Consider the following 23,590-nt stretch of genomic DNA (forward strand, 5'->3'; position numbering starts at 1 on the left):
CGGACGGCCGTCATTCCCGTCCGGGGGCGGGGGCGGCCAGCTTCTGCACCCAGATCGTGCCCCGGGGGCCGGGCACCGACGCCACGCCGGTGTCCCGGTAGCGGCAGTCGAGCATGTTCTCCTCGTGCATCGAGCCGTCGCGCCAGTCCTCGACGACCTCCTCCGGGCCGGTCGCGCCCCTGGCCAGGTTCTCGGCCCAGGCGCTCCAGGAGTAGCCCTCGGCGCTGATCCGCGCGTCCGCGAGGTCGCCCTCCGGGCTGCTGTGCCCGTAGTAGCCCCGCGCGACCATGTCGCGGGCGTAGGCGCGGGCCGCCGCGACGAGCCGGGGATCGGTGCGCAGCGGGGCGCAACCCGCCTCCGCCCGCAGCCGGTTGACGAGACCGGTCACCCGCTCCCCGGAGGTGGGCGGCGGGGGCGGGGTGGTGCGGCGGGGTGTCGGGGTGGTGGTCGTCGGTACGGGGGCGGGGGTGGTGGTCGTCGGGGCCGGGGTCGGGGTCGTGGTGGTCGGGGCGGGTGTCGCCGGGGGCGCGGCGAGGGGCCGCTCGGGCCGTACGCGCGCCTCCGGCTCGGAGGGTACGAGGAGGGCGACGGCGCCGAGCACGGCGACGGCGGCGACCCCGGCGACGACCGTCCCGCGCCCGGGGGCCCACCGGCCGGCGGGCTCTCCGCCGCCACCGGGCCGTACGGCGGAACCGTCCGCGGGCGCGGCGGACCCTCCGTCCGGGGCGGTCCCGGGCACGGCGGCCTCCCCGTCCGGGCCGTGTCCGGAACCGGCGGGCTCCCCGTGCCCCGCGAGTTCCGCGTCCGGCCACCCGTCCGCCGTCGTCGCGGCGAGGCCGAGCGGGGGCACGAGCCCGATCCCGACCAGCAGGCCCTCGACGGGGGCGAGGCCCCGGCGGCCCGTCACCCGGGCCGTACAGGCGTCGCAGGCGCGCAGGTGGCGGGCGATCCGCTTGCGCCAGAGCGGGGACGGCCGGCCGTCCCAGGGGCCGAGGATCTCCGTCAGCTCCGGGCACGGCGGCAGGGCGTCCAGGGCGCGGACCACCGCCCGGCCGGTCTCCAGGCGCTCCTTCATGCGCTGGACCCGCACGGCGGCGTGCTGCGGGGGGACGCCGAGGCCCTCGGCGAGTTCGGCGCGGGTCAGCTCGCCGGCGGCCTCCAGCCACCACAGGGAGAGGAGTTCGCGGTCGTCGCCGTCGAGCCAGCGGGTGGCGCGGGCGACGTCGCGGCGCTGCCCGGAGAGGCCGAGGCGGAGGACGGTGAGCTCGGTGAAGTCGCCGGCCGGGTCGGCGAGGTCCACGGCGTGGTCGAGGCCCGGGACGGGGGCCTGCCGGCGCTCGTGCCAGCGGCGGCGTATCCCGTTCATCGCTATGGCGACGATCCAGGACCGGAACCTGGCGGGGTCGCGGAGGCCGGGCAGGCCGTCGAGGGCGCGGACCATCGTCTCCTGGACGATGTCGTCCGTGTCGGCGTGGCCGTCGAGGGCGCGGCCGACGACGTTGTGGACGAGCGGCAGGTAGGCGCGGACCAGCTCGTCCCTGGCGCGGACGTCACCGGCCCTGGCCGCCTCCACCAGGGCGGTGGTGCGGCGCTCGTCGCTGTGCATGGGTCTGCTCCCTCGTCCCGGGTCCGTGTTCCCCGTCTTTCGGAGACCCGTGGGCGCGGGAGGGATAACACTTCTCGTGGTGACGGATGCGTGTCGTACTCGGGTGCTCGTGGTGCTCGGATACGGGTGGTGTTCGTCCGGGTGCGGACGGTGCTCGGGTGCCGGTGGTGCTCGGGGGTTCGGTGCCCGGGCGCCGGTCCTACACCAGGGGCCCGGGCAGTCTCGGGACCGTGGCCCCGTTTCCCTCCCGGACGGCCTCCACGACGGCGTCGTGGAGATCCCGGCTCTCCTCCTCCGTTGCGCAGGGGACGGGACTGCCCGACATGGTGAACCAGTCGGACGCGCCGCTGTACTGCACGGCCACACGTGCTTCGCGCTCGGTCCAGGTGGTGTGCACGGTCAGATCGCCCGTGACGGTCCCGGCCTCGTCGGTCAGCACCCCGCCTCGTCCGGTGTAGACACCGGTGGTCGTCCAAGATGCCCAACTCATCCATCCAGGTTCACACCCGGATGCCACATGCGCCACCGACGGGACCGCCCCGGCCGGAGGAGTTTCCGGCCGGGGCGGTACGGGGCCGCGCGCCGGATCAGGCGAGGGACGCGAGGGCCTCGTTGAGGGTGGCGGACGGGCGCATCACGGCCGCGGCCTTGGCCGGGTCGGGCTGGTAGTAGCCGCCGATCTCGGCCGGGGAGCCCTGGACGGCGATCAGCTCGTCGACGATCTTCTGCTCGTCGGCCGCGAGCTTCTCGGCGAACGGGGCGAAGGCCTTGGCGAGCTCCGCGTCCTCGGTCTGGGCGGCCAGCTCCTGGGCCCAGTACAGGGCCAGGTAGAAGTGGCTGCCGCGGTTGTCGATGCCGCCGAGGCGACGGGTCGGCGACTTGTCCTCGTTGAGGAAGGTGCCGGTGGCGCGGTCGAGGGTGTCGGCGAGGACCTGGGCGCGGGTGTTGCCCGTGGTGGTCGCGAGGTGCTCGAAGGAGGCGGCCAGGGCGAAGAACTCGCCGAGGCTGTCCCAGCGGAGGTAGTTCTCCTTGACGAGCTGCTGGACGTGCTTCGGGGCGGAGCCGCCGGCGCCGGTCTCGAAGAGGCCGCCGCCCGCCATCAGCGGGACGACCGACAGCATCTTGGCGCTGGTGCCCAGCTCCAGGATGGGGAAGAGGTCGGTCAGGTAGTCGCGCAGGACGTTGCCGGTGACCGAGATGGTGTTCTCGCCGCGGCGGATGCGCTCCAGGGAGAACTTCGTGGCCTCGACCGGGGACAGGACGCGGATGTCCAGGCCCTCGGTGTCGTGCTGCGGCAGGTACTGCTCGACCTTGGCGATGAGCCGCGCGTCGTGGGCGCGCTCGGCGTCCAGCCAGAAGACGGCCGGGTCGCCGGTGGCGCGGGCGCGGGTGACGGCGAGCTTGACCCAGTCCTGGATGGGCAGGTCCTTGGTCTGGCAGGCGCGGAAGATGTCGCCCTCGGCGACCTCCTGCTCCAGGACGGTGTCGCCCGCGGAGTTCACCAGGCGCACGGTGCCGGCCTCGGCGATCTCGAAGGTCTTGTCGTGGGAGCCGTACTCCTCGGCCTTCTGCGCCATGAGGCCGACGTTCGGTACGGAGCCCATGGTCGACGGGTCGAAGGCGCCGTGGGCGCGGCAGTCCTCGATGACGGCCTGGTAGACGCCGGAGTAGCTGTGGTCCGGCAGGACTGCGAGGGTGTCGGCCTCCTGGCCGTCCGGGCCCCACATGTGGCCGGAGGTGCGGATCATGGCCGGCATCGAGGCGTCGACGATGACGTCGGACGGCACGTGCAGGTTGGTGATGCCCTTGTCGGAGTCGACCATCGCGAGGGCGGGGCCCTCGGCGAGCTCGGCCTCGAAGGAGGCCTTGATCTCGGCGCCCAGGTGCGGGACGCCGTCCAGGCCGTTGAGGATCGAGCCGAGGCCGTCGTTCGGGGAGAGGCCGGCGGCGACGAGGACCTCGCCGTACTTGGCGAAGGTGGCCGGGAAGAAGGCGCGCACGACGTGGCCGAAGACGATGGGGTCGGAGACCTTCATCATGGTGGCCTTGAGGTGCACGGAGAAGAGCACGCCCTCGGCCTTGGCGCGGGCGACCTGCTCGCTCAGGAAGGTGCGCAGGGCGGCGGCGCGCATGACGGCGGCGTCGACGACCTCGCCGGCGACGACCTTCAGCGGCTCGCGCAGCTCGCTGACGGTGCCGTCGGCGGCGGTGAACTCGAAGCGGAGGGTGTCGTCGGCGTCGATGACGACGGACTTCTCCGTGGAGGCGAAGTCGTTCTCGCCCATGGTGGCGACGTTGGTCCTGGACTCGGGGGTCCAGGCGCCCATGCGGTGCGGGTGGGCCTTGGCGTAGTTCTTCACCGAGGCGGGGGCGCGGCGGTCGGAGTTGCCCTCGCGCAGGACCGGGTTGACGGCCGAGCCCTTGATCTTGTCGTAGCGGGCGCGGATCTCGCGCTCCTCGTCGGTCTTCGGGTCGTCCGGGTAGGCCGGGAGGGCGTAGCCCTGGGCCTGGAGCTCGGCGACGGCCGCCTTGAGCTGCGGGATGGACGCCGAGACGTTCGGCAGCTTGATGATGTTGGCCTCGGGCGTCTTGGCCAGCTCGCCCAGCTCGGAGAGGGCGTCGGCGATGCGCTGGCCCTCCTCCAGGTACTCCGGGAAGACGGCGATGATGCGGCCCGCGAGGGAGATGTCCCGCGTCTCGACCGTGACTCCGGCCTGCGAGGCGTACGCCTGGATCACGGGCAGGAACGAGTACGTCGCCAGGGCAGGCGCCTCGTCGGTGTGGGTGTAGATGATGGTCGAGTCAGTCACCAGGGTGCTCCGCTCCACGTCTGCGTATGCGAGATTGCTCGACATCAAGATATCTCGTGATCGCGGTCCTCGGTAAAGGGCCCCACGAGCTCGTCGTCCTCCGGGGCCCCGTCGGCCTCGGCGAAGGGGCCGCCGAGCCGGTACGGGGGCGGGGGGCCGTCCACGTCGACGTGGCGGAGCAGGAGGAGCAGGACGATTCCGGCGGCGGCGGTCACACCGGCGGCGAGGGCCTGTCCGCAGCGGTGGGCGAGCCGGAGCTCGGCCGGGTCGTAGGGGGCGGTGGCGGGCAGGGCGAGGGTGTCGCCGAGCAGCCAGATCCCGGCGGCGAGGCCGCCGGCCGCGACGAGGACGAGCGGGACGAGCACCAGGAGGGCCGCCGGGGCGGGCAGGCGCCGGGGCGCGGGGCGCACCTCGCCCTTGCGGGCCCGGAGGGCCAGGATCCCGCAGAAGACGGCGAGGACGAGGAGGGCGGCGGCGATGACGTCGCCGGGCCGGTGCCGGCCGTCGGCGAGGGTGTGCGCGCCGACGGCGGCGGCCCAGAGGGTGGCGGCGCCGACGGCGGGGGCGCGCAGCCTGTGGGGGACGACGAGGGCCAGGCCGAGGGCGACGCCCAGGGCGAGGGCGGTCTGGACGCTGGGGAAGCCGCTGGGCAGGAGGGCGGCGGCGCCGGTGGCGCGGGGGCGGGGCGCGTACAGCCGGAGCAGTCCGGTGAGGGCGAGGGCGGTGACGACTCCGCCGGCGGCGAGGCCGGTGAGGACGTACCGCCTGCCTATGAGGCCGACGGCGAGGAGGAGGACGCAGCCGAGGCCCAGCGAGAGGGTGGTGAGCCCGGCGAGGGAGGGGTGGTCGCGGAGCAGGGTGGCGGCGGGGGTGTCGGCGCGCCGGCCGGCCGTGGCGGCGTCGCCCCAGCGACGGCCGGTCGCGGTGAGGACGAGCCCCGCGTAGACGACCGTGAGCAGGAGGACGGCCCCGAGGCAGCCGCGCCGGGCCCGGGTGCGGACGCGGGTGGTGAACGAGTCGGCGGCCTCGCCCGCGATGGCGGCGTACCACCAGGTGTCACCGGCCCTGAGCGGCCTCGGGGAGCCGCCGGTGCGGGGCCTGTCGTAGGAAGCCATGCCCCGATTCGAACCCACGCCCGGCCGCCCCGCCCGCTGGGCTCGTCCGAACGACACGCCGGGCGCCGGGGCGGGGCCGGGAACCGGGCGGGCGGTCCGCGCGTCTGCCCCGGAGACCGTACGCGCACTCCGGGGGGAGACGTCTCACATGTCGATGCCGCGCAAGATCGGAATCGGGCTGCTGGTCCTGGTCGCGTTCGGGTTCCTGGCGCCGAACGGCTGGTACGTCCTGGGCGCGATCGTGATCGCCCTGGTGGTCGCGGGGTTCGTGGCCTTCGAGGCGATGAGCGAATCGCACCGTTCGCACCGGCCCGACGGGCGCCGGTTCCGGCCGGGCCGGGGCGGGGACGGCCGCTGGATCGTCCACGACGAGGACAGGGGTCCCCGCCCCTGACCGGTGGGAGGGGCCCCTTCTCAGCGCTCCCGGCGCGGGCGCCGGGCGAGGATCACGAGGACCAGGGCGCAGAGGAAGCCGGGGACGGAGAGGACGCCGATCCCGTTCCTCAGGGCGGGGTCGTCCGGGAACGCCGAGAGCGCCAGGACCACGAGCGCGCCCGCCATCACCAGCTGGGCCCGGCCGAAGAGGCCGACCCGGTGGACGTGCCGGCGCTGTGTCGGAAGCAGCCGGCCGGTGCGGAGGGCGACCGTACCGCCGGCGGCGAGCAGCAGCGCGAGGATCCCGGAGGGAAGCGCGAGGTACGCGAATTGCCAGGACACGGTCCGCCCCCTGTGGTTCCGGCACCGTGCCGGGTCGGCGCGATCATGTCACAGGGGGCGCGCGGCCGGTCAGGAGGAGGCGCGGACCACCAGTTCGGTGGGGAGCATCCGGCGGGGCTGGTCGTCGGGGGCGCTGGGCGAGGCGATCTCCTGGAGGAGCAGGCGGGCCATGGCGCGGCCCATCTCCTCGATGGGCTGGCGCACGCTGGTGAGCGGCGGGTCCATGTGCCGGGCGACGGCCGAGTCGTCGACGCCGACGAGGGCGACGTCCTCGGGGACCCGGCGGCCCGCCTCCCGCAGGACGGCCCGGGCGCCCGCCGCCATCACGTCGGAGGCGGCGAAGACGGCGTCCAGGTCGGGCCGGCGGTCCAGGAGTTCCCGCATGGCCCGGCGGCCGCCCTCCTCGGTGAAGTCGCCGTTCGCGACGAGCGCTTCGTCGGCCGCGAGCCCCGCCTCGGCGAGGCCCTCGCGGTAGCCGTCGAGGCGGCAGCGGGCGACGTACATGTCGAGGGGGCCGGTGACGGTGGCGACGGCGCGCCGGCCGCGCGCGGCGAGGTGGGCGACGGCGGTCCGGCCGGCGCCGGTGTTGTCGGAGTCGACGAAGGCGACGCTCTCGTCCCTGGAGCGGCGGCCGTTGAGGACGGCGGGCAGGCCGAGGGCGCGGACCTGGTCGGGCAGCGGGTCGTCCCCGTGCACGGAGACCAGGAGGACGCCGTCGACGCGCTGGGCGGCGAGGTACTGCTCGAAGCGCTGCCGCTCCTGTTCGCTGCGGATCAAGGTGAGGAGCAACTGCTTGTCGGCGTCGGCGAGTTCGGCGCTGACACCGCGGATGATGTCGAGGAAGTACGGCTCGGCGAAGAGCCGCGCCTCGGTCTCGGGGACGACCAGGGCGACGGCGTCGGTACGGCTGCCGGCGAGGGCGCGGGCGGCCCGGTTGGGGACGTAGCCGAGTTCGGCGACGGCCCGTTCGACGGCGGCCTTGGCCTGTTCGCTGACCTTCGGGGAGCCGTTGATGACCCGGGAGACCGTGCCGCGGCCGACTCCGGCCCGCGCGGCGACCTCCTCCAGGGTGGGCCTGCCGGTCTGCCGCCCGCTCACCGCCATGTGCCGCTCCTCCCCGCCGGGCCGCCGGCCCGCCTGCGTCGCCCGCGAACCTATCAGGCGCGGCGGGACGCTCCCGGGGCGCGGCGGAGGGCCCCGGGCCTCCGCACGGAGCCCGGAGCGACCCGGGCGCCACTTTCCGTACCCCTCCGACCGCCCTCCGTATTGCCGCAGGTCAAACCGACCTTATGTGCATAAGACACTCTTTCGGCGTACCGTCGTGGGGTTCCCTTCCTCTTCGACGCCCCGGGAGAGCGCGTGCCCCGCTCCAGGACCGACCACGACCCGACGCCCCGCGAGGGGCGCCGTCCGCGTCTCCGGACGGCCGCGATCGCGACAGGTGTGGTCGCGGTGGCCGCCGGCGGCCTGTACGGTGCGGGCCTGCTCGCCACCGGGGACGACATATCCGCCGGCACCCGGGTCTCCGGCGTGGACATCGGCGGCATGAGCCGCTCCCAGGCCGAGACGAGACTCGCCGCCGAGGCCCCGGCCGAGTGGAAGGCGCCGATCCCCGTGCGGGTCGGCGACCTCGCGTCGACCGTGGACCCGGCCGCCGCCGGGCTGAGCGTGGACGTGGCGAAGACCGCCGAGCTGGCGGCCGACCCCTCCCGCGACCCCGTCACCGTCGTCCGGCGCCTCTTCTCCTCCGGCGAGCGCGACATCCGGCCGGTCTTCGCGTACGACGAGGCCAAGGCGAAGGCCACCGTGGCCGACCTGGCGAAGCGGAACGACCGCGCGGTCCGCGAGGGCTCCGTCGCCTTCCGCGGCGGGAAGGCCGTCGCGACCCAGCCGGTCACGGGCCGGAAGCTGGACACCGCCCGGTCCGTCGAGTCCCTCCGCTCGGCCTACCCGGCCGCCACGGGCGCGTCGCCGGTCGCCCTCCCCGTCGCCCTGACCCAGCCGAAGCTGCCCGCCGCCGAGGTGAACCGCTTCCTCGACACGTACGCGAAGCCCGCCCTCTCCGGCCCCGTGACGCTCACGGCGGGGAGCGAGCGCCTGCGGATCTCCCCGGCCACGCTGGGCGACCACCTCACCGTGAAGAACGACGACGGGCACCTCAGCGGGGTCCTCGACGCGGACGCGCTGCTGCGCGACCCGGACGTGGCGCGGCCGCTCGCCTCGCTGACGAACGCGCCGACGCAGTCGACCCTCGGCGTGCGGAACGGCAAGGTCGTCGTGGAGTCGGAGGGCCGGCCGGGCCACGAGGTGACCGCGAAGGCCCTCGGCGACGCCGTCCGCCCGCTGCTCGCGAAGACCGGCGACGCGGCCCGCACGGCCGCGGTGGCCACCAAGGTGACCCGGCCCGACCTGACCTCCGACTCGCTGGCCCGCCTCGGCATCACCGAGCAGATGTCGTCGTTCACGGTGAACTTCCCCTCGGCCCCCTACCGGACGACGAACATCGGCCGGGCCGCCGAGCTGATCAACGGCTCGCTCGTGCAGCCCGGCGCGGTGTGGAGCTTCAACAAGACGGTCGGCGAGCGCACCCCGGACAACGGCTTCGTCGACGGCACGATGATCCTCGACGGCCAGTACCGGTCCGCGCCCGGCGGCGGCGTGTCCGCCATGGCCACCACCGTCTTCAACGCCATGTTCTTCGCCGGGGTGAAGCCCGTCGAGTACGGCGCCCACTCCTTCTACATCGAGCGCTACCCGGCCGGCCGCGAGGCGACCGTCGCCTGGGGCAGCCTGGACCTGAAGTTCCGCAACGACACGGGCAAGCCGATCTACATCAAGGCGAGCGCGACGGACTCCTCGGTCACCGTGAGCTTCCTCGGGACGAAGAAGTACGACTCGGTGGAGGCGGTCGCCGGTCCGCGCACCAACCTCACGCAGCCCGCGAAGCGCGAGGGCACGGGCAAGGCCTGTGTGCCGCAGCCGCCGCTGGAGGGCTTCGACATCTCGGTGGACCGGGTGTTCAAGAACGGCGGCGCCGAGGTCAAGCGGGAGACCTTCAAGACCCACTACACCCCGCGCGACGAGGTGACCTGCACGGTGGACGGCGGGGAAACCCCCGAGAAGGTCCCGGCGAAGACTCCGCAGGAGATCGCCGACGGGCGCTGACGCGCGCCTCCGGAAGGGTGTCTTCCCGTCCGGCCCGGGCATCACTTCGGAGCGCGGCCCGCAGGGGTCCGCCGGAAGCACCCCGGGGCACCTCGGACCGGGGCGCGGCCTTCCGGGCGGACGCCTGGTTCCCGACGGGCCGCCCGATCCGTCGGAGGCCCGCCTTGGCACAGCGCACCGACCCCTGCGAGCGGCTGCTCGGCGACGCCGTGCGCGCGGGCGTCGTCCCCGGCGCCGTCTGGGCCGCGGGCGACGCCCGCACCACCCTGTCGGCCGGGGCCGTCGGCGTCCTCGACCCGGCGGACCCCGCCGGGCCGACGCGCCCCGACACGCTCTTCGACGTCGCGAGCCTCACCAAGGTCCTCGCCGTCTGGGCCGTGACCGGCACCCTCGTCGACGCCGGCAAGCTCGACCCGTCCGCCCCGCTCGGCTCGTACTGGCCGGAGGCGGCCGGCCGACCGCTCGCCGGGGCCACGGCCCACCACCTCCTCACCCACACGGCGGGCCTGCCGCTGCGCGCCAACCTGCGGCACCTGTACGGCTCCGATCCGCAGGACGTGCGGGACGGGGTGCTGTCCGAGCCGCTGCGGCACCGGCCCGGGGAGGCCGTCGCGTACACCGACCGGGCGTCCCTGGTCCTCGGCTACCTCGCCGAACACCTCACCGGGCTGCCCCTCCCCCGGCTCGTCGGGGAGCGGGTCTGGACGCCCCTCGGCATGACGGAGACCCGGTACGGACCGCTGCCCGCCGCCCTGAGGGAGCGGTGCGCGCCGACGGAGTACGACGAGGAGAGCGGCGTCCGGCTCAGGGGCACCGTCCACGACTTCTCGACCCGGCTCCTCGGCGGCGCCTGCGGCATCGCGGGCGTCTTCACCACCGCCGGCGACACCGGCCGCTTCCTGCGCCACCTCCTCGACCCGGTGCCCGGCACCTTCTCCGCCGGGTGGACCGCCGCCTCGCTGCGCGTGCGCACCGGCCGCCTCGACCCGCCGCGCGGGCTCTTCTGGCACCCGGCGCCGGGCACGGGTCCGGCGGACGACGTCTGGGCGCACTTCGGCTTCACCGGCACGGGCCTCTGGGTCTCGCCCGCGCGGGGCCGCTGGGCCGTCCTGCTGACCAACCGGCTCTACCTCACCCGCGACCCCGGCCCGCTGGCCCGGGTCAGGGACGCCTTCCGGGCCCTGGTCTTCCCCTGACCGGCCGCCCCCGCCCGCCCCGTCCGCGCCCCCCGTCCGCCCGGCTCTCGGAACGGGACGGAGCCCCAGGACACAAGGGGCCCTCGTCACACCCGGAACCCCTTGATCGATCGAATGGGCCGGGGGTTACCATATGAGCGCCGCCTAGCTCGAAAGATAAACTTGTGACTGTCAATGACGACTCGTTCACCAGCTGGAAGAACCGCGAGGAGATCGCGGAGTCGATGATCCCGATCATCGGGAAGCTGCACCGGGAGCAGGACGTCACCGTCCTCCTCCACAGCCGCTCCCTGGTGAACAAGTCGGTGGTCAGCATCCTCAAGACCCACCGCTTCGCCCGGCAGATAGCCGGCGAGGAGCTGTCGGTCACCGAGACGCTCCCCTTCCTCCAGACGCTCACCACCCTCGACCTCGGCCCGTCCCAGATCGACATCGGCATGCTGGCCGCCGACTACAAGACCGACGACCGCGGCCTCTCGGTGGCGGAGTTCACCGCCGAGGCCGTCGCCGGCGCCCTCGGCGAGAACAAGATCGAGCGCCGCGACGGACGCGACGTCGTCCTCTACGGCTTCGGCCGCATCGGCCGCCTCGTCGCCCGCCTCCTGATCGAGAAGGCCGGTTCGGGCAACGGCCTGCGGCTGCGCGCGATCGTGGTGCGCGGCGGCGGCGAGCAGGACCTCGTCAAGCGCGCCTCGCTGCTGCGCCGCGACTCCATCCACGGCCAGTTCCAGGGCACGATCACGGTCGACGAGGAGAACAGCTCCATCGTCGCCAACGGCAACACCATCAAGGTGATCTACGCCAACGACCCCTCCGAGGTCGACTACACGGCGTACGGCATCGAGAACGCCATCCTGATCGACAACACGGGCAAGTGGCGCGACCGCGCGGGCCTCTCCAAGCACCTGCGCCCCGGCATCGACAAGGTCGTCCTGACCGCGCCCGGCAAGGGCGACGTGCCGAACATCGTGCACGGCGTCAACCACGACACGGTCAAGCCGGACGAGCGGATCCTGTCCTGCGCCTCCTGCACCACCAACGCGATCGTCCCGCCGCTGAAGGCGATGGACGACGAGTACGGCGTGCTGCGCGGCCACGTGGAGACCGTCCACTCGTTCACCAACGACCAGAACCTCCTGGACAACTACCACAAGGCCGACCGCCGCGGCCGTTCCGCGCCGCTCAACATGGTGATCACCGAGACCGGTGCCGCCTCGGCCGTCGCCAAGGCGCTGCCGGAGCTGAAGGCCCCGATCACCGGCAGCTCGATCCGCGTCCCCGTCCCGGACGTCTCGATCGCGATCCTGAGCCTGCGCCTGGGCCGCGAGACCACCCGCGACGAGGTCCTGGAGTACCTGCGCGACGTCTCGCTGCACTCGCCGCTGAAGCGCCAGATCGACTTCACCACGGCCCCCGACGCCGTCTCGATGGACTTCGTGGGCTCGCGCCACGCGTCGATCGTCGACGCCGGCGCGACCAAGGTCGACGGCGACAACGCGATCCTGTACCTGTGGTACGACAACGAGTTCGGCTACTCGTGCCAGGTCATCCGGGTCGTCCAGCACGTCTCCGGCGTGGAGTACCCGACCTTCCCGTCGCCGGCGGTCTGATCCCCGCGACGCCCGACGACGCGCCGCGCCCTTCCCGGAGGGCGCGGCGCGCCGCCGTTCCCGGGGCGGCGAACCGGACGCGCGGTCGCCGGCGTCCCTCCCGCCATGGAGACGTTCATGCACGGGACGCGCCAGCTGCTGCGCTTCACGGTCCTCGAGGTGCGCTGCTGCGCCTTCGCCGTCGCGCTCGTCGGCGGGATCGCCGCCTCGACGCTGCTGCCGGAACTGCCGATCGCCCGCTACGACCTGCTCCTCCTGTACGGCATCGGGCTCACGCTCCTCGCGTGGCGGGTCGGCTGGGACACCGGCCGGGACGTCGCCGTGATCGCCGGCTGCCACGCCATAGGCCTGCTCTTCGAGCTGGTCAAGGTGCGGATGGGCTCGTGGAGCTATCCGGAGGAGGCGCTGACGAAGTTCGGCGGCGTCCCCCTGTACGGCGGGTTCCTGTACGCGGCCGTGGGCAGTTACGTGTGCCGGGCCTGGCACCTGTTCGACCTGCGGCTCACGGGCTACCGGCCCCGGGCCACGGCGGTCCTCGCCGGCGCCGTGTACGTGAACTTCTTCAGCCACCACTGGCTGCCCGACGCCCGCTGGGCCCTGGCCGCCCTGCTGCTCGTCGCCACGGCGGGCACGCGGGTGCGGTTCCGGGTCGGGGCCCGGGACCACCGGATGCCGCTGGCCCTGTCGTTCGTCCTGATCGGCTTCTTCCTGTGGGTGGCGGAGAACGCGGCGACCTACGTCGGGGCCTGGAGCTACCCGCACCAGCTCGGCGGCTGGCAGCCCGTGCCGCTGTCCAAGTTCGGCGCGTGGGCGCTGCTCATCAGCGTCACCTTCGTCCTGGTGGCCGGCGGGGGCCGGGGCGGTGGCCGGGAGGACGGCAGGAGCGCCGGCCGGGGCGGTGGCCGGAAATTTGTTCTCGGCGGCTCCGGGTGAGAAATTCGTGGGTTTCCCGCACGGGCGCCGACGACGTGCTACAGTCGATGTCAGTTGCAGTTGTGGTTCCCAAATACTTACAAGTGCCTTCGACGATTCGACATCGTCAGGCACTTGATTTGTTTTCGGTGCAGTTTCCGGACGGGGCAATCATCACGGCGACTCCGGGATCCGCACAGTGCGGCTCCCAGGGCTACGCCCCGAAAAGGAGATATGACATGGCTACTGGCACCGTGAAGTGGTTCAACTCGGAAAAGGGCTTCGGCTTCATCGAGCAGGAGGGTGGCGGCCCGGACGTGTTCGCCCACTACTCCAACATCGCCACCTCCGGCTTCCGTGAGCTCCAGGAAGGCCAGAAGGTGACCTTCGACGTCACGCAGGGCCAGAAGGGCCCGCAGGCGGAGAACATCCTCCCCGCCTGACGTTGACACGTCCGACGCGGCCGGTGCCCTCACCCGTGTGGTGAGGGCACCGGCCCGTCGCGTTTTCCGGATTTCCCACGGACCGGAGGCCGTTTCCCGCTCCCGCGGCGCGTCCGGATCCGCACGCATCACCCCTCACGCACACGCCGTCGCACGGCATTTCGGTACGTCGCGGAAATTCACGGGTCAACCGCCCGTCGTGAATTCCTCGGAACGCACCGTTTCCAGGAAGGTCACATGAACGACACGCCCCGTACGGACGACACGCGGAAGGCCGAATGCGCGCCGTCCCCGATACCGGCCACCGGCTTCGCCGAGCTCGGCCTGCCCGCCGAGGTGCTCCGGGTGCTCGGCCGTCTGGGCGTCGACGAGCCGTTCCCGATCCAGGCCGCCACCGTGCCCGACGCCCTCGCGGGCCGCGACGTCCTCGGGCGCGGGCGGACCGGGTCCGGCAAGACGCTCGCCTTCGGACTGCCGCTGCTCGTGCGGACCGCCGGGCGCCGCGCCGAGGCGCGCAGGCCGCTCGCCCTGGTCCTGGTGCCCACGCGGGAGCTGGCCCAGCAGGTCACCGACGCGCTCGCCCCGTACGCCACCGCGCTGGGTCTTCGTCTGGCGACCGTGGTCGGCGGCGTGTCGATCGGCCGGCAGGCGGGCGCGCTGCGCGACGGGGCCGAGGTCCTGGTCGCGACGCCGGGCCGCCTCATGGACCTCGTGGAGCGCAAGGACTGCCGGCTCGACCGGGTGGCGGTCACCGTCCTCGACGAGGCCGACCAGATGGCCGACCTGGGCTTCATGCCGCAGGTCACCGAACTCCTCGACCAGGTGCGCGCCGAGGGGCAGCGGATGCTGTTCTCGGCCACGCTCGACCGGAACGTCGACCTGCTCGTCGAGCGCTACCTCACCGACCCGGTCGTGCACTCGGTCGACCCGTCGGCCGCCGCCGTCTCCACCATGGAGCACCACGTGCTCCACGTGCACGGCCCCGACAAGTTCGCCACCGCCACCGAGATCGCGGCCCGCGACGGGCGCGTGATCATGTTCCTGGACACCAAGCACGCCGTGGACCGCTTCACCAGGCACCTCCTCGGCAGCGGCGTACGGGCCGCGGCGCTGCACGGCGGCAAGTCCCAGCCGCTGCGGACCCGCACCCTGGACCGCTTCAGGAGCGGCGAGGTGCCGGTCCTGGTCGCCACCAACGTGGCGGCGCGCGGCATCCACGTCGACGCGCTCGACCTCGTCGTCAACGTCGACCCGCCGGCCGACGGCAAGGACTACCTGCACCGCGGCGGGCGCACCGCGCGCGCCGGCGAGTCCGGCGTCGTCGTCACCCTGGTCACCCCCGAGGAGCGGCGGGACGTGGCCCGCGTCATGGCGGACGCGGGCATCCGCCCCCACGTCACCCGGGTCCGCTCCGGCGAGGCCGAGCTGACCCGCATCACCGGCGCCCGGAAGCCCTCGGGCGTCCCGGTCGACGGCAGCGCCCCGACCCAGGAGGGCGCCAAGCGCGGCGGCGCGGCCTTCCGCGGCATCGGCACGGTCCCGGGCCGTCCGGGCCGCGCCAAGAACGAGTCCCGCCGCGCCGCCGAGGCCCGGAAGACGGCCGAGGCCCGGCGGGCGGCGAAGGTCCGCAGGGGCGGCTGACCGGCCCCGGCGGGCGGGGCCGGGCCCGGGGCGTGTGCCGGGAGTCCCGCCTGCCCGGCCCTGATCCGCCGGACACGCCCTAGTAGGGGTGCCCCACGGCGATGAGCAGGGCGGCGACGGCGGCGTTGGTCAGGGCCGCCGCGAAGAAGTACCCGATGTGCGCCCGGGCCCCGGTGCCGGACGGTGGCGCGAGGGCGTCGGGCGTCCTGGTCTGCCACCAGACGAAGGCCGCGAGGAGGACCCCGGCGACCGGAACCAGGGCGACGTGGCCGGTGAAGTACGGAACGGCCCCGGCGATGCCGGTGATCCCGCAGGCGCCGAGCAGCACGCCGCGCCCGTCGGGGCGGACGCCGGTGCGGCCCGGCCGGTCGTGCACCAGGACCGCCGCTCCGAGCGCGGCGGCCAGGGCGAAGGGGACCGCGGCGAACAGGCACCAGCGCCAGCCCAGGTCCAGGGGGAACAGCCAGCCCGCGAGCAGGCCGAGCGCCGGACCGCCGCCCGCGACCGCGACGTGGGTCCCGAAGGCCTTCCGGCGTTCCCCGGGGTCGGGGAAGGACCCGGCCACCAGGGCCGGTACGGACGACGAGACCAGCGCGGCGAAGACGCCCTGCAGGGCGCGGGCTGCGATCCACACCTCGGACGAGGGCGCCATGCCGCCGAGGACGGCGGCCGCCGCGAAGCCCACCAGACCGCCCGTCAGCATCCTCTTGCGGCCCATGAGATCGGCGATCCGGGCGCCGAGCGGCAGAAGGCAGACGAAGGCCAGCACATAGGCGACGGGCATCACGTCCAGGTAGACGGTGGACGTCACCCTCACCCCGTCGACGGGGAGCCCCAGGTCCCTGCCGACGTCCCGCCGCATCACCGCCGTGTTGGCGAACGCCGCATCGGCCAGCACGGCCGACTGCGCCAGGGCGAGCGCCGCCAGGCCCCACCAGCGCCGGGGAGGAGAGACCTCCGGTTCCGGGGGACGGGCCGGGGACGGGGGCGCGCCCGGGCCTCCGGGCGGCGGTACCCGGGGCGCTCCGAAGCCGGGAGCGGCCCCGAAGGGGGCGGAGACCGTCGGGGCGTACGGGGGCGGCGGGGGCGTCGGCCCGCCGAGGTGGAGGCGGGGGTCCGGCCACGCGGCGACGGCGTCGCCGGACCCGGCGAGCACGGCGGGAGCGACGGGGGCGACGGGCGCGGCGGGGGCGTAGTCAAGGAGGTGGGCGGCGCGGCGGCCGAGCTGGGCCAGCACCGACCCCGGCAGCCACTCCCCGGCCCGGTCGGGCGCCGTGCGCGAGGCCACCTCCCGGGGGGCGGGCCGCTTGGCCGGATCCTTCTCCAGGCAGGCGCGTACGAGGTCGACGAGCGGGTCCGGCACGCCGGTCAGGTCCGCCTCCTCCTCGGCGATCCGGAAGAGGTGGGCGTTCAGACCGGTGTCCGTCGCACCGAAGAGCAGGCGTCCGGTCGCGGCGTAGACGAGGAGCGCGCCCAGGCAGAACACGTCGGACGCCGGGGTGAGTTCGAGGCCGCGCACCTGCTCCGGCGACATGAAGCCCGGCGAGCCGATCAGCATCCCGGTGCGGGTGTGCAGACTGTCCCCGGTCAGGCTGTCCATCGCCCGTGCGATGCCGAAGTCGATGACGCGGGGGCCGTCCACGGTGATCAGGACGTTGGACGGCTTGAGGTCACGGTGGATCAGACCCGCCCCGTGCACGGCCCCCAGGGCGAGGGCGAGGCGGTTGGCGAGGGTGCGGACCGAGGGCTCGGGCAGCGGCCCGAAGTCCCGGGCGACGACGGTGGTCAGGTCGGGACCCGCGATGTACTGCGTCGCCACCCACGGCACCGGCGCCTCGGTGTCGGCGTCGAGCACGGCCGCCGTCCACTCCCCTCCCACCCGGCGGGCGGCCGCCACCTCGCGCGCGAACCGGCGGCGGAACTCGGGGTGCCGGGCGTGCTCGGCCTGCACCACCTTCACCGCGACCGTCCGTCCGGCCTCCGACCGGCCGAGGTACACCAGGCCCATGCCGCCCGCGCCCAGCCGGGCGACGATGCGGTACGGGCCGATGGCGACCGGATCCTCGGGCATCAGCTGTTCCACGGAAGAAACCTCCGGGTCGTGACGTTCTTCCTCACCGACGGGGATTCGCGGCGCCGGCCGGCGCCGCTCCGGACGAACCCGGGGCCCGCTCCCGGGCCGTACCGGATCCGCCCCGCGACCGCGCTCACGAAGGACGTCCCATGAAGATCGGTATCATCGGCGCCGGCAACATCGGCGGCAACCTCACCCGTCGTCTCACGGCCCTCGGTCACACCGTGTCCGTGGCCAACTCCCGCGGCCCCGAGACGCTCACCGCGCTCGCCGAGGAGACCGGGGCCACCCCGGTCCCCGTCACCGAGGCCGCCGACGGCGCCGAACTGGTCGTCGTGACCATCCCCTTGAAGAACCTCCCCGACCTCCCCGACGACGTGCTCGCCGGCGCCGCCGAGGGCTTCGTCCTCGTCGACACCAACAACTACTACCCCCGGGAGCGCGACGGGCGGATCGCCGCCATCGAGGACGAGGGCCTGACCGAGAGCCGGTGGACGGAGAAGCAGTTGGGCCACCCGGTCGTCAAGGCGTTCAACGGCACCTACGCCCAGGACATCCTCGACCGTCCGCGCCCGGCCGGCGACCCCGAGCGGATCGCCCTGCCGATCGCCGGTGACGACGAGGCCGCCAAGGCCACCGTCCGCGCCCTCGTCGACGAGCTCGGCTTCGACACGGTCGACGCCGGCGGCATCGACGACTCCTGGCGGCAGCAGCCCGACACTCCCGTGTACGGGCTCCGCGCGGGTGCCGACGCCGTGACGAAGGCCCTCGCCGAGGCGTCTCCCGAGCGTCCCGCCTCCTTCCGGGGCTGAGCGCACGGGGCTCCGCCCGGCCCGGAGGACCGCGCGTCCCCGGGCCGGGCCCCTCACGAACCCTCCGGGGCGAAGGACAGCATGCGGGGCCTGTGCTGCGCGTCGTCGCCGTTGACGCCCGACGGGGTGATCACGATCCGGCCCTTCACGTGGGCCAGGTTTCCGGCCGCCATGAGGTACTCCACGGAGAGCGCCGACGCGGGGTGGCGCAGCACCTGCTTCTTCGTGTCCGCGCCGCCCGGGCCCAGCCGCATGATGCCGCCCGGCCGGTTCGGCGAGGCTCCCTCGTAGACGAGCGCCCGGGTGCCGCCCTCCGCCCGCAGGGGATGGAGGGTGGTGTCGCCCCCGCTCTTCACGCCCCAGAGGAGCTTCCCGGTGCCGAGGTCGTAGGCGCCGACCCGGTCGGTCCCGCCCAGGTAGACGGCCCGTTCGTCGACGAGGCTGCCCTTGCAGTTCTGCATGTTCTCGCCCGACTCCCCCGTGTCGGCGCAGTACGCGAACCCCTTCGCCCTGGCGTCGACGGTGGCACGGAGCCTTCCGCCGGGCCCGAGGGAGACGACCCGCCAGTCGTCGGTGAGTTTCTCGGCGTGGAGGGTGGTGAGCACCACCGGGTCGACGGAGAGCGCCTTGCCGATCTTCCAGCCGGGCCGGGTCCGGTAGCGCCAGAGCACCTTGCCGGTGCGCGGGTCGATCTCCCGGAGCTGGCTGTACGTCTTGCTGCGGTCGACGCTGATCGCGCAGTCGGAGCTCACCAGGAGACGGGGGCCGCCCGCCACGTCGTCGGGGTAGCACTCGCCGGGGTTCTCCATGGGGATGTCGTAGAGCTCGGACCCGTCGCCGACGCGGTACGCGGTGGCCGTCATGGTCTGGGTGACCGCGAGGACGTCGCCGCTGATGGCGGTGTTCACGGTGATCGCGTGGTCCCGGGGGCCCGTCTCGGTCAGCTCCTTGTGCCAGCCGGCCTTCCCCGTCCGCAGGTCGATCATCCGGAGCTGGTTGCACCGGTTCCCGTTCTGGGCCTGGCTGCTCTTGTAGACCACGACGACCTTGCCGTCGGGGGTCGGATGGACCGGTGTCTCGCAGACGGGGGCGGGCAGCGGCACGCTCCACACCTCGGCGCCGTCGGAGAGGCGGTGGGCGACGACCCTCCGGTGCACGGCCTGGACGACGGTGTCGCCGACGACCCACAAGTCGTAGAGCTTGACGCTCCGGCGGGGCAGGTCGGTGCGGTCGTCGACGATCCACGCCGTGGCGTCCCCCGGCCCGCGCCCGGCGTTGATCTCCTCGGTCGTGGGGATCTTCTCGGGCACGGGGGTACGGGAGGTGGTCGGCGTCCCGGAGGGGGTCGCCGTTCCCGTCGCCGCGGGCGGCGAGTCCGTCCCGCCCTGCCGGTCGCTCCGGACGGCGTACGCCCCGACGCCCGCCAGGAGCAGGAGGGCGACGATCCCGGCGATCACCGGTCCCCCGCCGAGGCGCCGGCGGCGGACGGGCGCCGGGGGCGGGGTCGGGGTGTACCCCTCCGGGGCGTACGGGTTGTCGGGAACCGTCTGCTGCGGCGGGCGTTGCCCGTACCAGGGCTGCGGCGGGCGCTCCATCGGTCCTTCCCCTTCTTCACGTTCTTCGCGCTTCACGTTCTTCGCGCCGGCCCGGCTCGGTGCGGATCCGGCCCGAGGCCGTCGAACGGCCCCTGTGGCGCGGCGCGTTCGCCGGACGGTCCGGCGGCCGCGGGGCGGACGCGCGAGGGAGCGGACGGGCGCGCCTCGCGGACCGTTTCGGCCAGATCGGGTCCGGCGCGCGGGGCGGCGGCCCGGGGCCCCGACGGCCGCGGGGCGGCAGCCGACACTGCCGCCCCGCCCTGTGCGTCGTCACCCGGCACCTCCGCCCCCCGTCGATGCGTGGGTGCCCGACACAACTCGGCCAACCCTGTCGCCCGGCGTTGCAAGGGCGATGAAATCCTGTTGAAGAAAGGGTCTTGGAGAACTGCGCGGGCACGGGGCGCACGGAGAACACGGGGACGGCGAAGTGGACGAGCGGGCAGCGGGGCCGGGCGGGGTCCCGGCCGGTGCGGGGGAACACCTGCGGATCGAGCTGCTCGGGTCCGTACGGGCCCGGCGCGGCGACAGACGGATCGCCCTCGGTCCGGTGCGCAGACAGGCGGTCCTCGCCGCCCTGGTCCTGCGCGCACCGGCCTTCGTGACGTACGAACGCCTCCTCGACGACGTCTGGGGCGCCGAACCCCCCGGCACCGGCCACCGGGTCCTGCCGAGCTACGTCTACGCGCTGCGCAAGGCGCTCGACGAACCGGACGCCGGTCCCGGCGGGTCGGTGGTCCTCGGCGGGCGCGGCGGCTACCGCTTCGTGCCCGAGGGGGCCGGGACCGATCTCGCCGAACTCGCCGAACGGACCGCCCACGCCCGGCGGGCGAAGGCCGCCGGCGACCTCGGGGCGGCGCTCGACCACGGGGGCCGGGCCCTGGAGCTGCTCCACGGCGAGCCCCTGCCGGGGCTGCCGGGGCCCCTCGCCGGGAGCGAGCGGCAGCGCCTCGCCCGGCAGCGGCGCGCGCTGCTCCAGGACCGGGCGGAGTGCCTCGTCCTGCTCGGGCGTCACACGGAGGCCCTGGACGGCCTCATGGCGGCGCCGCCGGCCCCGCCGCACGACGAGCCGCTCGCCGCCCTGCGGATGCGCGCGCTGTACGGCAGCGGCCGGCAGGCCGAGGCGCTCGCCGTCTACGGGGAGACGCGGCGTCTGCTCCTCGACGAACTGGGCGTGGAGCCCGGCGAGGAGCTGCGCCGGGTGCACCAGGCCGTCCTGCGGCGGGACGACCGGCTGCTGCTCGGCCGGGCGACGGCCGGCACGGGTGCCGGTGCCGGTACTGGTTCCGTCGCCGGTGGCGGATCCGGTGCGGGTGCCGGCGCCGGTGCCGGACGCCGCCCCGCTGTCGAGGCCGTCTCCGGCGACGGCGAAAGCGCTTCCCGCCTCTCCGGCGGCGACGTCGAGCACCACCTCGCCGACGGCCCCGCTCCCCCGGGCGTCCCCCGCCCCCGGCACGACGAGCGCCCCGGGCACCCGGACCGGACCGGCGCGTCCGAGCGGACCCGCCGCCCCCGGCGGCACCGCAACGAACTCCCGGGCGACACCGCCTGTCTGATCGGACGTGAGGCCGAACTCGCGCTGCTCACCGCGCCGGTGTCCCCGGGAGCGGTGTCCGTGGTGACCGTCGACGGCACGGCGGGGGTCGGCAAGACGGCCCTGGTGGTGCGGGCCGCCTGGGCGCTGGCCGACGCCCACCCCGACGGCTGCCTGTTCGTGGACCTGCACGCGCACGGCGCCGCCCACGAGACCGTCGACCCGCGGCGGGCCCTGCGCCGGCTGCTGCGCGCGGTCCGCGACCAGGGGCACGGGGTCCCCGACGCACCGCACGGCGCCGAGGACGGGGACGACCCGGACGACCTGACGGAGTTGGTCACGGCCTGGCGGGCCGCCACGAGCGGGCTGAGGCTGCTGCTCGTCGTGGACGACGCCCGCAGCGCCGAGCAGGTGCGTCCGCTGCTGCCCGCCGGGCCCGGGAGCCGGGTCCTCGTCGCGGGCCGGCAGCGGCTGCCCGGCCTCGACGCCGACGCGCGGCTCACCGTGGAGCCGCTGGACACGGGGGTCGCGGTCGGGCTGCTCCGCGAGCTCCTCGGCACGGACCGGGCGGACCGCGAGCCCGAGGCGGCCCGCGAACTCGCCCGCCGCTGCGGCGGACTGCCCCTGGCGCTGCGCATCGCGAGCGCCCGGCTGCAGAACCGCCCGTCGTGGACCCTGGCCTTCCTGGCCGGGCGGCTGTCCGACGACGCGCGCGGCCTCGGCGAGCTGCGGGCCGAGGACCGCAGCGTGGAGGCCGCCTTCCGGATGTCGTACGACCAGCTGGCGCCCGGACTGCGGCGCGGGTTCCGGGCGGTGGGCCTGGCCCCGACGGCGCGCTTCGACGACCTCGTGCTCGCCGTCGTGCTCGGCCGTTCCCGGGAGTACGCCGAAGGGGTCCTGGAGGACCTGGTCGACGCGAGCCTGGTGCAGCAGCCGCACCCCGGCCGCTACCGGCTGCACGATCTCGTACGGGCGCACGCGCGGCAGCTCGCCGCGGAGGCGCCCGAGGAGGCCGCCGCAGACCGGGACGCCGTGCTGCGGCTCTACACGGCCGCCGGGCGGCTCGCCGCGGACTGGGGTCCGGACGCGTTCCCCACCGGGCCCGAGGGCGCCGGCGGCGCTCCGTTCGCGGACTGGCGGGAGGCGGCCGCGTGGCTGGGCGCGGCGGGCGGGGAACTGGTGGACGTGGTGGCCTACGCGGTCGCCGCCGGGGAGTTCGACCACGCCTGCTGGATCGCCGAGGCCCTGGCCGACCACCTGCTCGGGCAGGGGCACCACCACGAGTGCCGGACCGCCCTGGAGCTCGCCCTGTCCTGCGCGGACCGGGCCTCCGACCGGCGGATGCCCGCCGCGCTGCGCAACTGCATGGGCTTCCTCGACGTGCACCGGGGACGGTTCCGGCAGGCGTACTCCTGGTTCGAGGAGGCGCTGCGGCACGGCGCCGGCCACGGCGACCCCCGGGACCGCGTGCGGGCAGTCGCCGGCATGGGGGTCTCGGAGTGGATGCTGGGCCGCGTCGAGGAGGGCACCGCCCGGCTGGAGGAGGCGGTGGAGCGGGCGGTCGGGCTCGGCGACGACTGGCTGGCCGGGATCGTGACCTGCAACCTCGGCGCGATCCGCCACCGGCAGGGGCGGTACGAGGAGGCCCTGGAGTTCTACGCCACCGCCCTGGCGCTCGCCGAGAAGGGCGGGCGGCCCCGGACGATCGCCGGCAGCCTGTGCTTCGTCGCCGAGGCCCAACTGGCCCTCGGCCGGACCGCGGAGGCCGTCGGGCTGCTGCGGCGGGCGGCCGACCTGGCCCGTGAGGTCGAGGACCCGCCGCTGCGGGCGGCGACCCTCTCGCGGCTCGCCGCCGCCGAGCACGTCCAGGGCCGGCTGGGTCCGGCCGTCGACACCCACCACGAGGCCCTGTCGGCGCTGACCCGGCACACCAGCACGTGGCTGGAGATGCAGGTCCGCGTCCGGCTCGGCGGCACCTACGCGGCCGCGGGCCGGCACGCCGAGGCCCGCCGGGAGTTCGAGGCCGCCCTCGCCCTGCCCGGGGCGGACGACCACCCCCACGAGTGCGCCCTGGCCCGCGACGGCCTGGCCGGCGCGGTGCCGCCCCCGTGGGAACGCTTCTGACGGCACGACGGCACGACGGCCCGGGGCCGTACGGGCCCCCGCGCACCGAACACCGCGAGCGGTACGCGGGGGCCTCCGGTCGGCCCGGGGCGGCGAGAGCCACTCCTCCGCACCGGGGAGGCCGACACGGGTCAGTCAAGCAGTCCCCGCCCCGTCGGGACGATTGGACCGGGACACAGAAAACGGCCCTCTCGCGGGGCGTGGACACAGTGGATCATCCAAGAGGCCGACGGGCCGCC

Annotated in this window: 16 protein-coding genes and 1 pseudogene; 9 read left to right on the forward strand and 8 right to left on the reverse strand. The window is 74.7% G+C overall.

Features of this window, described 5'->3' with window-relative positions; translation table 11 throughout:
• Positions 1–10: 10 nt before the first annotated feature.
• The 4 genes from ACWGSR_RS01745 to ACWGSR_RS01760 form a co-directional block, all read right to left on the reverse strand.
• Positions 11–1,606 carry a sigma-70 family RNA polymerase sigma factor gene (locus tag ACWGSR_RS01745; RefSeq protein WP_453562956.1) on the reverse strand — a complete coding sequence of 532 codons (1,596 nt, stop codon included), beginning with the start codon at positions 1,604–1,606 and terminating at the stop codon, positions 11–13.
• Positions 1,607–1,805: 199 nt separating this feature from the next.
• Positions 1,806–2,096: a hypothetical protein gene (locus tag ACWGSR_RS01750; RefSeq protein ID WP_053640858.1), complete on the reverse strand. Its 291-nt coding sequence runs from the start codon at positions 2,094–2,096 to the stop codon at positions 1,806–1,808.
• Positions 2,097–2,193: 97 nt separating this feature from the next.
• Positions 2,194–4,416: an NADP-dependent isocitrate dehydrogenase gene (locus ACWGSR_RS01755; RefSeq protein WP_453562957.1), complete on the reverse strand. Its 2,223-nt coding sequence runs from the start codon at positions 4,414–4,416 to the stop codon at positions 2,194–2,196.
• Between the two features lie 44 nt (positions 4,417–4,460).
• Complete coding sequence (locus tag ACWGSR_RS01760) at positions 4,461–5,531, reverse strand: phosphatase PAP2 family protein (protein ID WP_453562959.1); 1,071 nt, start codon at positions 5,529–5,531, stop codon at positions 4,461–4,463.
• Positions 5,532–5,679: 148 nt separating this feature from the next.
• Here ACWGSR_RS01760 and ACWGSR_RS01765 point away from each other — a divergent pair, with 148 nt between their 5' ends.
• Positions 5,680–5,925, forward strand: coding sequence for a hypothetical protein (locus ACWGSR_RS01765; RefSeq protein WP_376238491.1), 246 nt, complete (start codon positions 5,680–5,682; stop codon positions 5,923–5,925).
• A gap of 20 nt (positions 5,926–5,945) precedes the next feature.
• Here the strand turns inward: ACWGSR_RS01765 and ACWGSR_RS01770 are convergent, their stop codons facing one another.
• Positions 5,946–6,248, reverse strand: a complete 303-nt coding sequence (locus tag ACWGSR_RS01770) for a hypothetical protein (protein WP_453562961.1) — start codon at positions 6,246–6,248, stop codon at positions 5,946–5,948.
• Between the two features lie 69 nt (positions 6,249–6,317).
• A complete protein-coding gene (locus tag ACWGSR_RS01775; protein WP_376238496.1) occupies positions 6,318–7,352 on the reverse strand; it encodes a LacI family DNA-binding transcriptional regulator in 1,035 nt (344 codons plus the stop codon).
• Between the two features lie 255 nt (positions 7,353–7,607).
• On the opposite strand from ACWGSR_RS01775, the gene ACWGSR_RS01780 reads away from it, so the two are divergent.
• From ACWGSR_RS01780 to ACWGSR_RS01805, 6 genes are all read left to right on the forward strand, one after another.
• Positions 7,608–9,413, forward strand: coding sequence for a VanW family protein (locus ACWGSR_RS01780; protein WP_376238499.1), 1,806 nt, complete (start codon positions 7,608–7,610; stop codon positions 9,411–9,413).
• A gap of 164 nt (positions 9,414–9,577) precedes the next feature.
• Positions 9,578–10,609 (forward strand): serine hydrolase domain-containing protein, encoded by a 1,032-nt coding sequence (locus ACWGSR_RS01785; RefSeq protein WP_453562963.1) that lies wholly within the window; start codon positions 9,578–9,580, stop codon positions 10,607–10,609.
• 164 nt (positions 10,610–10,773) lie between these two features.
• Complete coding sequence (locus ACWGSR_RS01790) at positions 10,774–12,219, forward strand: glyceraldehyde-3-phosphate dehydrogenase (RefSeq protein WP_376238504.1); 1,446 nt, start codon at positions 10,774–10,776, stop codon at positions 12,217–12,219.
• A 117-nt stretch (positions 12,220–12,336) separates the two neighbouring features.
• Positions 12,337–13,152: a DUF817 domain-containing protein gene (locus tag ACWGSR_RS01795; RefSeq protein WP_453562965.1), complete on the forward strand. Its 816-nt coding sequence runs from the start codon at positions 12,337–12,339 to the stop codon at positions 13,150–13,152.
• Between the two features lie 218 nt (positions 13,153–13,370).
• Positions 13,371–13,574, forward strand: coding sequence for a cold-shock protein (locus tag ACWGSR_RS01800; RefSeq protein ID WP_033201600.1), 204 nt, complete (start codon positions 13,371–13,373; stop codon positions 13,572–13,574).
• A gap of 237 nt (positions 13,575–13,811) precedes the next feature.
• A complete protein-coding gene (locus ACWGSR_RS01805; RefSeq protein WP_453562966.1) occupies positions 13,812–15,215 on the forward strand; it encodes a DEAD/DEAH box helicase in 1,404 nt (467 codons plus the stop codon).
• A gap of 79 nt (positions 15,216–15,294) precedes the next feature.
• Here the strand turns inward: ACWGSR_RS01805 and ACWGSR_RS01810 are convergent, their stop codons facing one another.
• On the reverse strand, positions 15,295–17,298 hold the full coding sequence (locus tag ACWGSR_RS01810; protein WP_453562968.1) for a bifunctional serine/threonine protein kinase/MFS transporter: 2,004 nt from the start codon (positions 17,296–17,298) through the stop codon (positions 15,295–15,297).
• 125 nt (positions 17,299–17,423) lie between these two features.
• Between ACWGSR_RS01810 and ACWGSR_RS01815 the strand changes: the two are divergent.
• Positions 17,424–18,101 (forward strand): annotated as a pseudogene (locus ACWGSR_RS01815) (NADPH-dependent F420 reductase); the annotation flags it as partial.
• A gap of 53 nt (positions 18,102–18,154) precedes the next feature.
• Here the strand turns inward: ACWGSR_RS01815 and ACWGSR_RS01820 are convergent.
• Complete coding sequence (locus tag ACWGSR_RS01820; RefSeq protein WP_453562969.1) at positions 18,155–19,696, reverse strand: outer membrane protein assembly factor BamB family protein; 1,542 nt, start codon at positions 19,694–19,696, stop codon at positions 18,155–18,157.
• Positions 19,697–20,123: 427 nt separating this feature from the next.
• Here ACWGSR_RS01820 and ACWGSR_RS01825 point away from each other — a divergent pair, with 427 nt between their 5' ends.
• On the forward strand, positions 20,124–23,351 hold the full coding sequence (locus ACWGSR_RS01825; RefSeq protein WP_453562971.1) for an AfsR/SARP family transcriptional regulator: 3,228 nt from the start codon (positions 20,124–20,126) through the stop codon (positions 23,349–23,351).
• Positions 23,352–23,590 lie beyond the last annotated feature (239 nt).

This window comes from Streptomyces sp. NPDC055632 (assembly GCF_053618675.1).

What these genes read in the sequence shown, in the direction of transcription:
- ACWGSR_RS01820 (WP_453562969.1), bottom strand. Translation starts at nt 19,696, where the DNA reads ATGGAGCGCCCGCCGCAGCCCTGGTACGGGCAACGCCCGCCGCAGCAG.
- ACWGSR_RS01805 (WP_453562966.1), top strand. Translation starts at nt 13,812, where the DNA reads ATGAACGACACGCCCCGTACGGACGACACGCGGAAGGCCGAATGCGCG.
- ACWGSR_RS01775 (WP_376238496.1), bottom strand. Translation starts at nt 7,352, where the DNA reads ATGGCGGTGAGCGGGCGGCAGACCGGCAGGCCCACCCTGGAGGAGGTC.
- ACWGSR_RS01765 (WP_376238491.1), top strand. Translation starts at nt 5,680, where the DNA reads ATGTCGATGCCGCGCAAGATCGGAATCGGGCTGCTGGTCCTGGTCGCG.
- ACWGSR_RS01800 (WP_033201600.1), top strand. Translation starts at nt 13,371, where the DNA reads ATGGCTACTGGCACCGTGAAGTGGTTCAACTCGGAAAAGGGCTTCGGC.
- ACWGSR_RS01750 (WP_053640858.1), bottom strand. Translation starts at nt 2,096, where the DNA reads ATGAGTTGGGCATCTTGGACGACCACCGGTGTCTACACCGGACGAGGC.
- ACWGSR_RS01795 (WP_453562965.1), top strand. Translation starts at nt 12,337, where the DNA reads ATGCACGGGACGCGCCAGCTGCTGCGCTTCACGGTCCTCGAGGTGCGC.
- ACWGSR_RS01760 (WP_453562959.1), bottom strand. Translation starts at nt 5,531, where the DNA reads ATGGCTTCCTACGACAGGCCCCGCACCGGCGGCTCCCCGAGGCCGCTC.
- ACWGSR_RS01745 (WP_453562956.1), bottom strand. Translation starts at nt 1,606, where the DNA reads ATGCACAGCGACGAGCGCCGCACCACCGCCCTGGTGGAGGCGGCCAGG.